The organism is Pseudomonas sp. LM13 (genome assembly GCF_041381355.1).
Classification (GTDB): domain Bacteria; phylum Pseudomonadota; class Gammaproteobacteria; order Pseudomonadales; family Pseudomonadaceae; genus Stutzerimonas; species Stutzerimonas frequens.
In genome coordinates this window covers 57,344-70,820 of sequence record NZ_JACBXH010000006.1, presented here as the reverse complement: position 1 = coordinate 70,820, position 13,477 = coordinate 57,344, and the positions used below count along the sequence as shown (strand labels likewise).

The 13,477-nt window shown below is 64.2% G+C and carries 9 protein-coding genes; 3 read left to right on the top strand and 6 right to left on the bottom strand.

Annotated features, from left to right (window positions below):
- Nucleotides 1–4: 4 nt before the first annotated feature.
- The 3 genes from HZR81_RS07060 to HZR81_RS07050 all read right to left on the bottom strand — a co-directional run bounded on the left by HZR81_RS07060 (nt 5) and on the right by HZR81_RS07050 (nt 1,875).
- Entirely contained in the window at nt 5–649 is a 645-nt protein-coding gene (locus HZR81_RS07060) for a TetR/AcrR family transcriptional regulator (RefSeq protein WP_500127680.1), read from the bottom strand.
- Between the two features lie 143 nt (nt 650–792).
- The gene (locus tag HZR81_RS07055; RefSeq protein ID WP_500127679.1) at nt 793–1,275 is read right to left on the bottom strand and encodes a glutathione peroxidase; all 483 of its coding nucleotides are present in this window, start codon (nt 1,273–1,275) and stop codon (nt 793–795) included.
- Between the two features lie 114 nt (nt 1,276–1,389).
- Nucleotides 1,390–1,875 (bottom strand): FKBP-type peptidyl-prolyl cis-trans isomerase, encoded by a 486-nt coding sequence (locus HZR81_RS07050; protein WP_063544587.1) that lies wholly within the window; start codon nt 1,873–1,875, stop codon nt 1,390–1,392.
- Nucleotides 1,876–2,114: 239 nt separating this feature from the next.
- Here HZR81_RS07050 and HZR81_RS07045 point away from each other — a divergent pair, with 239 nt between their 5' ends.
- The 3 genes from HZR81_RS07045 to yihG all read left to right on the top strand — a co-directional run bounded on the left by HZR81_RS07045 (nt 2,115) and on the right by yihG (nt 6,602).
- Nucleotides 2,115–3,302, top strand: a complete 1,188-nt coding sequence (locus HZR81_RS07045; protein ID WP_208217626.1) for an acetate kinase — start codon at nt 2,115–2,117, stop codon at nt 3,300–3,302.
- Nucleotides 3,303–3,465: 163 nt separating this feature from the next.
- A complete protein-coding gene (pta, locus tag HZR81_RS07040; protein WP_063544583.1) occupies nt 3,466–5,562 on the top strand; it encodes a phosphate acetyltransferase in 2,097 nt (698 codons plus the stop codon).
- A gap of 131 nt (nt 5,563–5,693) precedes the next feature.
- Nucleotides 5,694–6,602: a 1-acylglycerol-3-phosphate O-acyltransferase, YihG family gene (gene yihG, locus HZR81_RS07035; RefSeq protein ID WP_500127678.1), complete on the top strand. Its 909-nt coding sequence runs from the start codon at nt 5,694–5,696 to the stop codon at nt 6,600–6,602.
- Nucleotides 6,603–6,609: 7 nt separating this feature from the next.
- Here yihG and HZR81_RS07030 read toward each other — a convergent pair whose 3' ends face one another.
- From HZR81_RS07030 to HZR81_RS07020, 3 genes are all read right to left on the bottom strand, one after another.
- Nucleotides 6,610–8,739: a two-component system response regulator gene (locus tag HZR81_RS07030; RefSeq protein ID WP_208217624.1), complete on the bottom strand. Its 2,130-nt coding sequence runs from the start codon at nt 8,737–8,739 to the stop codon at nt 6,610–6,612.
- Nucleotides 8,740–8,864: 125 nt separating this feature from the next.
- Nucleotides 8,865–12,581, bottom strand: a complete 3,717-nt coding sequence (locus HZR81_RS07025; protein ID WP_500127677.1) for a CHASE domain-containing hybrid sensor histidine kinase/response regulator family protein — start codon at nt 12,579–12,581, stop codon at nt 8,865–8,867.
- A 215-nt stretch (nt 12,582–12,796) separates the two neighbouring features.
- A complete protein-coding gene (locus tag HZR81_RS07020) occupies nt 12,797–13,450 on the bottom strand; it encodes a YiaD family glycine zipper/OmpA-like lipoprotein (RefSeq protein WP_063544575.1) in 654 nt (217 codons plus the stop codon).
- Nucleotides 13,451–13,477: the final 27 nt, after the last annotated feature.

The following is a 13,477-nucleotide window of genomic DNA, read 5'->3' as shown; positions in this document are numbered from 1 at the left end:
CTTTTTATTCATCTGGGCAAGGCAACCGGGCGCTCGCGCTCGGTGAATGAGGTGCGACCGGCGCCAGCAGGCGCTCGAGCTGCTGGAGGAAAGCCTGCAGCGGTGCGACGCTGCCGCTCACTTTCATGCGTAGCAGCGCGCCTTCCCAGGCGTTGCTGATGAACTCGGCAACGACCTGGCTATTGCTGTCCGGCGCAAGCGCCCCCGTGTTGCGCGCCTGCTCCAGGCAGTGCGCGAGCAGCTCGACGGAGCGCGTCAGAATCTCGCTGAGCCGGGTGGCAATAGGCGAACACAATTCGGCCATCTCGAAGCTCAGGCTACCGATGAAGCAGTGATATTCGGGCTTTTCCTGGCGGGCGAAATGCGCAACGAGGTCGGCGTAGTAATCGAGGATGCGCTGCGCGGGCGGCAAGACGGCGTTGCTCAACGCCAGCCGATAGCGCTCCAGCCGCGGCGCATAGATGTACTCCAGCGCCTGCAGGGCGAAGTCTTCCTTGCTGGCGAAGTAGTGGTAGAACGAGCCCTTTGGAATACCGGCAGCCTGGACGATTTCCTGCACCCCGGTACCGTGGTAGCCGCGGCGGGTCATCACCTGAGCGCCCTTGGAGAGGATAAGGTCGCGCTTGTCGTTGCGTGCTGGATTGCTCATGCGCCGAGAATATGACCGGTCGTCTCGCCGGCACAGCATCATCCATGACGCTTATTCAGCCGCAACCATGGCAGCGATGGCATAACACGCAGAGCGGGAAGAAAGATGCGCGACCGCAATCGCGGCCGCGCGATCTGGCGGGATCAGCTCAGGGCGCTTTCGATCGCCTGGATCAGGGCGGGGTCGTCGGGCGTGGTGCGCGGTGAGAAACGGGCCAGCACACGGCCGTCCTTGCCCACCAGGAACTTCTCGAAGTTCCAGGTGATGTCCCCCGGAAAATCGGCACCTTCGCCAGCCAGCAAACGATACAGCGGATGGCGCTGCGGACCGTTCACCTCGAGCTTGCCGCTCAGAGGAAAGCTCACACCATAGTTGAGTGTGCAGAACGAGCGGATTTCCTCATCGCTGCCCGGCTCCTGCGCAGCGAACTGATTGCATGGCACGCCCAGCACGCTGAAGCCGCGGGCAGCGTATTGCTGCTGCAGCCGCTCCAGGCCGGCGTACTGCGGCGTCAGGCCACACTGCGAGGCGACATTGACCACCAACGTGATCCGATCGCCGAATTGCGCCAGCGGCAATTCCTCGCCACCCAGGCCTGGCAACACCAATTGATGGAATGCGCTCATGACATTTCTCCTGACAAAAAAACGCCCCGGCACACGACCGGAGCGCTCTCTTTTTCGATCGGCACGGCAGCCATTCCTGCCGCCGTGCGTGCGGTCGCCGTTAGGGCAGCCGGATCAGTGGTGGTGACCACCCTCGCCATGGATGTGACCGTGGGCCACTTCTTCCTCGCTGGCGTCACGCACGCTGACGACCTTGACGTCGAAGTTCAGGCGCTGGCCGGCCAGTGGGTGGTTGCCGTCGACGATCACGTCGTCGCCTTCGACGTCGCGAATGGTGACGATCTGCATGCCGCCATCGGGACCCGAGGCGTGGAACTGCATACCGACTTCGAGTTCGTCGACGCCTTCGAACATGGCGCGATTCAGCGTAGCGACCAGCTCCGGGCTGTACTCGCCGTAAGCGTCCTGCGGCTCGATGGCGACCTGAATCTGGTCACCGCCCTGCTTGCCCTCAAGCGCCTTTTCCAGGCCGGGGATGATGTTGCCTGCGCCGTGCAGGTAGACCAGCGGCGCGCCGCCGGCCGAGCTGTCGATCACCTCACCGGCGTCGTTGGTGAGTGTGTAGTCGATGGAGACAGCCTTGTTAGCGGCAATCAGCATGGGGCAGAACCTTTGCTTTAGAGAATGGATGTCGGAGTTTAACCATCCACCACGCCGATTGCGAACCGACCTTGGATGAACGGACCAATCGCCGCTCGTCGCAAGCGGTCACGATGTAGTCCCATCGAACGTGGGACTACAACCTTTGGATGGCATCGCTTTCATGGCCGATGTGCAAGAATCCGCGAAAAGTATCTTTGGCACCCATTTCAATAACATTAGCGATCCAAGGAGCACCGATGTCGGCTCGTAACATCCTGGTGATTAACTGTGGCAGCTCGTCGATCAAGTTCGCCCTGGTCAACGAAGCGCAAGCGACCTTCCCACTACAAGGCCTGGCCGAATGCATCGGCAGCCCGGAGGCCGTCATCCACTTCGAGAGCGCCGCTGGCAAGGAAAGCGTCAAGGTGCCCAATGCCGATCATCAGGCTGCTCTGGCCCAGATTCTGCCGCGCGTGGAAGACGCCGCCGGTGGCCACCTGGACGGCATCGGCCACCGTGTCGTGCACGGTGGCGAGAAGTTCTTCGCCTCGTCGCTGCTCACCGATGAAACCCTGGCCGGCATCGAAGCCAACATCCAGCTGGCACCGCTGCACAACCCGGCCAACCTGAGCGGTATCCACGCCGCCATCAATCTTTTCCCCGAGCTGCCACAGGTCGGCGTGTTCGACACCGCCTTCCACCAGACCATGCCCGAGCACGCCTACCGTTATGCCGTGCCGGACGTGCTCTACAAGGAGCACGGCGTACGCCGCTACGGCTTCCACGGCACCAGCCATCGCTACGTCAGCAAGCGCGCCGCGGAGCTCGCCGGCCTGCCGGTCGAGAACAGCAGCTGGCTGGTCGCTCACCTGGGCAACGGCTGCTCGACCTGCGCCGTGGTCAATGGCGAAAGCCGCGACACCAGCATGGGCCTGACCCCGCTCGAAGGCCTCGTGATGGGCACCCGCAGCGGCGACGTCGATCCGAGCCTGCACAACTTCCTGAACAAGACCCTGGGCTGGGATCTGGCCAAGATCGACAACATGCTCAACAAGGAGAGCGGCCTGAAGGGACTGTCCGGTCTGTCCAACGACATGCGCACCCTGGCCGAAGCGCGCCAGGCCGGCCATCCGGGCGCCGTGCTGGCCTTCGAGGTGTTCTGCTATCGCCTGGCCAAGTCGCTGGCCGCCATGTCCTGCGCCCTGCCGCAGCTGGACGGGCTGGTCTTCACCGGCGGTATCGGCGAGAACTCCTCGGCCGTACGCGAGCGCACTCTGGATCACCTCAAGCTGTTCGGCTTCAAGCTCGATGCCGAGGCCAACGCCCGCTGCACCCGCGGCGTTGCGGGCGAGATCCAGGCCGAGGGCAGCCCGCGCGTCATGGTCGTGCCGACCAACGAGGAGCGCCAGATCGCCCTCGACACGCTGGCCCTGCTGGACGCCTGAGCACAGCAGGCGAGCAGCGATACGAAACCCGACTGGCTCTGCCGTCGGGTTTCTGCTCTTGAGCGCCGCGGCAATCCGGCAGTTTCCGCCCCCCGGGCGAGTCGCCTAGCCTAGCCGGCGCCCAGCTCCCGTTACCCGAGCACCCTGTCCACTAGGAGATGCCATGCACACACTCTTCCTTGCCCCTACCGGTTTCGGCGGCGGCCTAAACTCCATCAGCCTTGGCCTGATTCGCGCGCTGGAAAGCGCCGGGCTGAAGGTCGGCTTTTTCAAGCCGATCGCCCAACCCTTCCCGGTCGATCAGGGCCGTGAACGCTCCTGCATCCTGGTCGAGCGCACGCTGAACCTGACTTCTCCCGAGCCGCTGCCGCTGGAACAGGTCGAGCGCCAGCTCGCCGATGGCGAGATCGACCTCCTGCTCGAGGACGTGGTCAGCCGCTTCCAGCAAGTTGCTGTGGGCAAGGATGTGGTCATCGTCGAAGGCATGGTGCCGACCCGCGAGTCCAACTACACCCAGCGCATCAACACCCAGCTGGCCAAGAGCCTGGACGCCGAGGTCATCCTGATCGGTGCCCAGGGCAGCGATAGCCTCAAGCGCCTGGCCGAACGCATCGAGATCCAGGCCCAGCTGTACGGCGGCGCCAAGGATCCGAAAGTGCTCGGCGTGATCCTCAACAAGGTCAAGACCGAGGAAGGTCTGCCGGCCTTTATCGACAGCCTCAAGCAGCACCTGCCGCTGCTGGGCAGCGCCGACTTCCAGCTGCTCGGCGCCATCCCGTTCTCCGAGGAACTCAACGCCCTGCGCACCCGTGACATCGCCGAACTGCTCGGCGCCCAGGTGCTCAACGCCGGCGAGGCCGACCAGCGCCGCGTGAACAAGATCGTTCTCTGCGCCCGCGCCGTGCCCAACACCGTGCAACTGCTGCGTTCCGGCGTGCTCGTGGTGACCCCGGGCGACCGCGACGACATCATCCTCGCCGCCAGCCTGGCCTCGCTCAACGGCGAGAAACTCGCCGGCCTGCTGCTGTGCAGCGACTTCGAGCCGGACCCGCGCATCCTCGAGCTGTGCAAGGCCGCGCTGGATGGCGGCCTGCCGGTGATGACCGTGGAGAGCAACTCCTACGACACGGCCAACAACCTGTTCGGCCTGAACAAGGAAACCCCGGCGGACGATATCGAGCGCGCCACCCGCGTGACCGAGTTCATCGCCAAGCACCTGCACCCGGAATTCCTCCACACCCGCTGCAGCGTGCCGCGTGGCGAGCTGCGCATGTCGCCGGCCGCATTCCGCTACCAACTGGTCAAGCGCGCCCAGGACGCCAACAAGCGCATCGTCCTGCCGGAAGGCAACGAGCCGCGCACCATCCGCGCCGCCGCCATCTGCCAGGAGCGTGGCATCGCCCGCTGCGTGCTGTTGGCCAAGCCGGAGGAAGTCCAGCAGGTCGCCCGCGAACAGGGCATCACCCTGCCGGCCAGCCTGGAAATCCTCGATCCGGACAGCATCGCCAACCGCTACGTCGAGCCGATGTGCGAAATGCGCAAGGCCAAGGGCCTGACGCCCGACGATGCCCGCGAGCAGCTGAAGGACACCGTGGTCCTCGGCACCATGATGCTGGCGCTGGACGAAGTGGACGGCCTGGTTTCCGGTGCCGTGCACACCACCGCCAACACCATCCGCCCGGCCCTGCAGCTGATCAAGACCGCACCGGGCTACAGCCTAGTGTCCTCGGTGTTCTTCATGCTGCTGCCGGACCAGGTACTGGTCTACGGCGACTGCGCGGTGAACCCGAACCCGAGCGCTACCGAGCTGGCCGAGATCGCCCTGCAGAGCGCCGAGTCCGCCGTGGCGCTGGGCGTCAACCCGCGTGTGGCGATGATCAGCTACTCCACCGGCAGCTCCGGCAGCGGAGCGGAAGTCGAGAAGGTCGCCGAAGCCACGCGCATCGCCCAGGAGCGCGCACCGGAGCTGCCGATCGACGGCCCGCTGCAGTACGACGCCGCCTCCGTGCTCAGCGTCGGCCGGCAGAAGGCGCCGAACAGCAAGGTGGCCGGCCAGGCCACGGTGTTCATCTTCCCCGACCTGAACACCGGCAACACCACCTACAAGGCCGTTCAGCGCAACGCCAACTGCCTTAGCGTCGGCCCGATGCTGCAGGGCCTGGCCAAGCCGGTGAACGACCTGTCGCGCGGCGCCCTGGTGGACGACATCGTCTTCACCATCGCCCTGACCGCACTGCAGGCCGCCAACCAGAAGGCCTGATCGGCCTCGACGATCGCTGTCGCCGCGCCTTGGGGCCGGCGGCAGCAATCGCCTTTCGCTCTCGATAGTTGCAGTTCAGCGCATAATCGCTACTCTTGGCGCCTCGAATCAGCCGTATCGATGAGAATTCCATGCTGAATTTCCTCCCCGCGCCAGTGCGAGGCGCCCTCGCCGCGCTGTTGCTGGCGCTCAATACCCTGTTCTGGTGCTGGCCGCTGTTCGCCCTCTCACTGCTCAAGTTGGCGCTTCCCATTCCAGCGGTACAACGCACACTGCGCTTCGGCATGCACTGGATCGCCGAGTCCTGGATCGCGATGAACAGCTTCTGGATGGACCTGGTCCGTCCAATCCGCTGGGACGTGCAGGGGCTGGATCAGGTCGATATGCATCACTCCTACCTGGTGACCAGCAATCACCAGAGCTGGGCGGACATTCTGGTGCTGCAGTACCAGCTCAACCGGCGCATGCCGTTCCTCAAGTTCTTCCTCAAGCAGGAGCTGATCTGGGTGCCCGTGATCGGCCTGTGCTGGTGGGCGCTGGAGTTTCCCTTCATGAAGCGCTTCAGCAAGGAATACCTGGCCAAGCACCCGGAAAAGCGCGGCGAGGACCTGGCCACCACGCGGCGGGCCTGCGAGCGTTATCGGACCAACCCGGTGTCGGTATTCAATTTCCTCGAAGGCACGCGTTTTACCGAGGACAAGCACGACGAGCAGGCGTCCCCTTACCGCCACCTGCTCAAGCCTCGGGCTGGCGGCATCGCCTTCGTCATCGACGCCATGGGCGAGCAGCTGACGGCATTGATCAACGTCACCATCCACTACCCGCACGGTCGACCGAGCTTCTGGGATCTGCTCGCCGGCAACATTCCCGAGGTGGTCCTGCGGCTCAAGGTGCAGCCGATCCCTGGCGAGTTCCTGCGCAGAAACTATGACCAGGACGAGGCCTATCGACTGAGCTTCCAGCAGTGGGTCAACGAACTGTGGAGCGAAAAGGACGCCGAGCTGGCGCAACTGCACGAGCAGTTTGCGCCGCGCCGCTGAGGCAGCTCTAGCGGCTCGGTGGCTGCCAGACGGGCTGCGCCGCAAAGGCGCGCGCCTGCTCAGCGGTAACCGCAGGGGACACGAGGAAGCCCTGCATGACATCACAGCCGTTTTCCACCAGCCAATCGCGCTGAGCGAGGGTTTCCACGCCCTCCGCCACCACTTCCAGCCCCAGGTTGCGACCCAGGTCGATGATGGTGCTGACGACCGCCGCATCGCGCGGCGAGTCCAGCATATTGGCGATGAACAGCTGGTCGATCTTCAGCGTGTCCAGTTCGAAATGCCGCAGATAGGCCAGTGATGAATAGCCGGTGCCGAAGTCGTCGATTGCCACGCGCACTCCGAGCTTGCGCAGCTGCCGCAGCTTCTCGCAGCTTTGCTCGAGATCCTGCATCAACGTGCCTTCGGTGACTTCCAGCTCCAGCTGAGCCGGGTTCAGCTGGTATTCATCAAGCAGCCGTCGCAGTGAATCGAACAGCCCGGCCCGGCTGAACTGCACCGGACTGACGTTCAGGCTGAGGATCAGGTCGGTGCCGAGGGCTGGCAGCCAGCGCACGTACTCGTTCATCCCTTCGCGCAGCACCCAGTCGCCTACCCGCTCGATCAGCCGGGTTTCTTCCAGCAACGGGATGAACACGCCGGGCTGGTTCTCGCCGGCCTCGCCCTGCGGCCAGCGCAACAGGCCTTCGAAACCGCGCAGGGCTCCGCTGTCGAGCATCACCTGCGGCTGGTAGAGCAGCTCGAAATCGTTGCGGTCGGTGGCGCTGCGCAGGTTCTCCTCCATCATCAGCCGCGCATGCGCCCGCTCGTTCATATCGCTGGAGAAAAAGCGATACTGCCGCCGACCGGCGCGTTTGGCCTCGTACATCGCCATATCGGCCGAGCGCAGCAATTGGTCGACACTGACTCCGCAGTCGGGAAAGTGCGCGATGCCGATGCTGGCGCCCAGGGTTACCTCGGTGCCATCGATCTTGTGCCGCACCGAGATCAGTTCGATGAGTTTTTCCGCGACCCGCGCGGCGTCCTCCGGCTGGTCTAGGGAATCGAGCAGCGCGGTGAACTCGTCGCCACCCATGCGCGCAATGATGTCGTACGGGCGCATGCAGGTTTCCAGCAGGCGCGCCACCTTGCAGAGGATTTCATCACCGGCGTCGTGGCCGAGCGAATCGTTGATGCGCTTGAAGCCGTCCAGATCGATGTAGAGGATCGCCATGCGCTTGCCGTTGCGATCGACCCGCGCCAGCGACGATTCCAGCGCCTGATGGAACCCACGGCGATTGAGCAGTCCGGTGAGCGAGTCGGTGACCGCCTGGGTTTCCAGCTGCGTGTGCAGGTTGCGCACCACTGACATATCCAGGGCGATCACCACCATCGAGCGCTGCTGGCGCGGCAGCGGCGAGCTCGATAGCGCCACCGGCAGCGGCGTTCCGTTGGCGGTATGCAGCTGCGCTTCGTGCAGGCGGAAGGTTGAGCCACTGCGCCAGTAACGATAGAAGTCCGACTCGTGCCACTCCGCGGGCATATCCGGTGCGGCCAGGTGTGACAGCAAGGGTGTGCCCTGCAGGTCTTCGACGCGGGTGTGCAGCATGCCGGCGATCGCTGGGTTGGCAAAGCTGATGATGCCGTCCTCGGCAACCACCAGAATGCCTTCGGCGGCGTTGCTCAGCACCGACGCGTTGAACGCGCGGGCACTGTCGAGTTGCTGGGTGAGCAACTGCAGATCGCGCCGGTTGTGCTCGTGGGCCAACAGCGTGTTGATCTTGTGCTTGAGCACCTGCGGGTCGAACGGCTTGAGGATGAAATCCACCGCGCCGGTGGCATAGCCGCGCAACACCGAATCACGGGTATGCGCGATGGCCGAGACGAAGATGATCGGCGTATAGCGGGTATGCGGACTGCCGCGCATCAAGCGGGCAACCTCGAAGCCATCCATGCCGGGCATCTGCACATCCAGCAGGACCAGCTCCACGTCGAGCTCCAACAACGCTTTGAGCGCAGCCTCGCCGGAGTTGACCGTATGCACCTGCCAGTCACCGTCGCCCAGCAGCGCCTCCATCGCCACCAGATTGGCCTCGCGATCATCCACCACCAGCAGCGTACGGCTGCGCGGTCTGGCCTTGAGCTGCGCCTGACTCATCGCCAACCTCCGGGCCGATACTGCAGGACCGTCAGCGGTGAACACCCGCCGACGGGAGCATGCACCACGTATACCGATGACTGCGCTACCAGCTTGAAATCACGTTGTTCAGCCTGTCCCACTCGCTACTCCTTCTCCGCATCGGTCGGGCCCTGCTCCAGGCCCAGCCTCCGCCGCACCAGTTCCAGCAACGCCGTATCCTCGACCGGTTTGGCCAGCACATCATCCACACCCGCCAGAAGAATAGAGTCCTTCGTCCGCGCCGCCTCGGGGCCGGTCAGCGCCACGATCGGCACTTGGCAATCGAGCTCATGCTTGAGGCGTCGAGTCACTTCCGGACCTTCCACCCCCGGCTGATCCATGTCCAGCAGTACCAGATCGAAGGCATCCTCCTGGAAACGCGCAATGGCCTCTTTGGCGCTGGTTGCCGGGACTACCTGCAGCCCCAGCGCGTCGAGCTGGGCCGTCAGCGAATAGATCAGACGCACGTCTTCATCCACCAACAGCACCCTTCGCCCAGGCGCCGACAATTGAAGCGCAACCACCGGGCTCGGTGCTGCAGAATCGGATTGTGGGCGCAGCACCTGACCCATGCGCTCGAGCGCTTCGGTCTTGGCCAACGCGGTCGCCGAATACCGATGCAGCCGCTTGAGGTCGGCGTCAGGAAGCGGCTCGCGACTGTTCAGCAGCACGGTCACGCCACGCAACGAGCGCACCTGGTCGAGCGCGTCCAGCAAATCCAGACCACTGCCGTCGGCCAGATCGTTGTCGACCACCAGCACCGGGAACACCTGCTCGGCATAGGCCAACCTCGCCCCGCCGGCGGTAACGGCGAGCGTGACGCGGTAGCCGAGCCGCTCGAAGTAGTTGCGAATCAGCTCGCGACGCTGCGAATCGGCCTCCACCAGCAACAGCCGTAACGGGTTGTGCTCATGCCGCGCCAGCTCGGAGAAGATGCGTTCGAGTTCAGCCTGCGCGACCGGCTTGACCAGGTAGCGAGTCCCATCGTCACGCCAGTCGTTGGGCTGCGGCACACAGGAAATGATCAGCACCGGCAAACCCTGGTGTCGCTCGTCGTTGCGTAGCTCGCGATGGACCTGCCAGCCGCTCATGTCCGGCAGCAGGATATCCAGAATCACTGCGGCGAAATGCTCTCGCTGCAGAGCCTCCAGGCCCTGCTGCCCGGTATTGCAGATCAGACTGGTGAAACCATGACTCTGCCCCACCTCGGCCACGACGGATGCGAAGTCGGCGTCGTCCTCGATGATCAACAGTCCCGGACCACGTCCACGACGCTGCGGCTGGCGTGGTAGCTCGGCGTGCGCCGGTGCAGCCGACGCACCAATCGGCAAGCGCACGGTGAAGATGGCTCCGTGGCCCAGTTCGCTCTGCACGCTGACTTCGCCGCCCAGCACCTCCACCAGCTGGCGGGTGATCGCCAGGCCCAGGCCAGTGCCGCCGTAGTGACGGCTGATCGAGCCATCAATCTGCTGGAACGCCTGGAAAATGCGCTCCTGCTGATCCGCGGCGATGCCGATGCCGGTGTCGCGCACCTCGATCTGCAGTTGCCGATCGGCCTCATGAGCGGCACTCGGGCAGCTCACCCGCAGCTCCACCTCGCCCTGCTCGGTGAACTTGAGCGCATTGGTCAGCAGGTTGTGCAACACCTGCCGCAGCCGCGCCCGGTCGGAACTCAGGCTGGACGGCACGTCGGGATCGACGCTGACCTTGAACAGCAGGCCGTTCTGCTCGGCCATCGGCCGCAGTGCCGACTCCAGTTCGCTCAGCAGCTCGCGCAGATTGAACGGCTCCAGCTTGAGCTGCATGCGTCCGGACTCGATCTTGGCCAGATCCAGCACATCGTTGATCAGCTGCAGCAGTTCATGACCGGCACGGTGAATGATGTCGGCATGGCGCACCTGCTTGTCGTTGAGATTGCCCGAGCCGTTCTGCCGCAGCTGGTCGCTGAGAATGAGGATGCTGTTGAGCGGGGTACGCAGCTCATGGGACATGTTGGCGAGGAATTCGGACTTGTAGCGATTGGCCACTGCCAGCTGGTCCGCCTGCTCGCGTAGCCGGCGCTCGGCCGCCTTGCGATGGCTGATGTCGATGATCACCGCCTGCACCAGTTGCTCGTCGCCGCTGCGCAGCGGTGACAAACCGATCTCCACCGGCAACGCACTGCCATCTCGATGGCGTCCGAACAGCTCGCGATTGCCGCCCATGCGCCGCGGCTCCGGATGCTCGGCGTAACCCTGGCGCAAGCCTCGATGGGCTTCGCGAAGAACTTCCGGCAGCAGCAGCTCGACCGGTTGCCCGAGCAGCTCCTGGCGGGTGTAGCCAAACAACAGCTCCGTCTGGCGATTGACCATGACGATTTCGCCGTGCTCATCGACCAGCACGAACGCGTTTGGTGATGCCTCGACAACGTTACGAAAACGTTCCTCATCCCGCTTGCGCGCCTGCAGGTCGAGCAGGTTGAGTACGTAGTACAGGGTCTCGTCGTGACTGAAGCTGGTCAGGCTGACCGCCAACGGGATCGGCCGACCATCGTCGCGCTGACCCTGCAACTCGAGCTGACTGGTTTCGCGCAACTGTCGCAGGATCTGCTCGCCGAGCACGCCCGGCACGTAGCGACTCACCCGTTCGCCGGCCAACAGTTCGGCCGTGCTGCCGAGCAGCAGCCCGGCACTCTGATTGGCCAGCTCGATGCGCCCACTGGCATTGCACAGCAGCGTCGCGACGGGAAGCTGCTCGATGAGCTGGCGAAAGCGTGCTTCACGTTCCTGCAGCTGCAGGCTGAGCGCCTGGCTGCTGCGCAACGCACGTTCGCGCAGATACAGGTAACCGCCAACCAGCAACGAGAACAGAGCCGCCGCCGTGAGAGCTGCCGCCAGGCTGAAGGCCCGGTTGTTGTCGCGCAGTACTGCCTCGTATTCCGGCGTGCTGGCGACCTGCAGCTGCCAGCTGCGGCCATACATGTAAATGTTGCGCACCCGCTGGAAGGCCGCATCGTTGCTGACCGGGGCTCGGCCAGCCAGCAACGGCTCGTCCGGATTCGCGGCGTCGAACAGTTGCAGCTGCAGCATTCGGCTGCGCGAACCGAGGATGCCTTCCATCAGATCGGTGAGGCGAAACGCACCGTGCAAGGTCCCAACGAAGGCTCGCTGGCGCTCCTCTTCCGTAGTTACCGGAGCGGCCGCAGCGTAGAGCGGAAGGAACAGCAGGACGCCGACCTGTATGTTCTGCTCGGTTTCCTGCTTCAAGCGCAACGGTCCGGTAAGCACCGGGTTACCACTGTTGCGCGTATTGATGATGGCTTCCCTACGGGTGGCCTCGCTGAACAGATCGAAGCCCAGCACCCGTCGGTTTCGCCAGTCGGTGGGATGGATGTAGTCGACGACCACGTACTCGGCCCGCTCACCGGCCGGGTACATGCGGAAGCGTTCACGCCCGCTGGCGCGAATCTGCTCGATCATGTCGTTGATGGTTTCCGGCGTGGCATGCCGGGCCAGCGCCACCGCCTGAATGCCGGGATAGAAGTCCTGCAACTGCAGCTGATCGGCAGCCCGCGCCCAGTCGTCCACCGTCACCAGATCGCTGCCCGCGACGACGCCGGCCAGGCCGCGCAGCACCATCTCGTAAGCGCGCATGCGCTCGCGCAGCGTGTGCTCGATGTCATCGACCGCGAAAGTGAAGCGCTGCTCCTGCTCGACCTTGCTGCGTTGCTCCTGGACATGCCACTGCCAGCCAATCCATCCACCCAGCCCCGCCATCAGGGTCAGAGCGACCAGTAATGGCAGCCAGGACCTGCGGGAATGGAGAGCGGGACGATCATCCATTCGACCTCCTCTGTGCCACTACTGGCGCGCTATCGAATGTCAGATTCGCATAGCGCAGAGAGGTTCCATGGTTGCGAGCACGAACGGATTGATGGCGTCTGAATAACGACGGCATCGACATCATTGCGATGTCGATGCCTATGGGGCGACACGTAAGCAGGCCCTGCAAACTCCGCCTGAGCGAGACTCAACCAACCGGCCGCCGGGGCCGGCGATTACAGCGGACGGAGATTGATCTCGACGCGGCGATTCTGCGCGCGACCAGCTGCAGTGTCGTTGCTCGCGATCGGCTGGCTCGGACCCGCGCCGTAGGACGAAATGCGCGCCGGGGCGACGCCATTGGCGATCAGGTAGGACGCGACGCTCTGCGCGCGGCGGTTGGACAGGTCCTGGTTGAGCTGCAGCGAGCCGGTGCTGTCGGTATGGCCGACGATATCGACACCGTTCTTGTTGAACTCCTTGAAGACCTGCACCAGCGAGTTCAGGGTGGGGTAGAAGCTGCTGGAAATGTCCGCGGAGTTGCTGGCAAAGGTGATATTGCCCGGCATGATGAGGGTCAGGTTGTCGCCGTTGCGCTGCACCTGAACACCGGTGCCCTGCAGCGTCTGGCGCAGCTTGGCTTCCTGGGTATCGACGTAGTAACCGTAGCCACCGCCCGCCGCACCACCCACCGCGGCGCCGATCAGCGCGCCCTTGGTACGGTCCTTCTTGCTTGAAGTCGCCGCGCCGATGACCGCACCGCTGACCGCACCGATGCCGCCGTAGATACCTGCCTTACCTGCCTGCTGCTCGCCGGTATAGGGATTGGTGGTGCAACCAGCCAGCAGGACGACACCCGCTGCGAGAGCGGTGATGTTCAGCTTTTTCATAGGTACTTCCTTCTCTCGACAGTTACC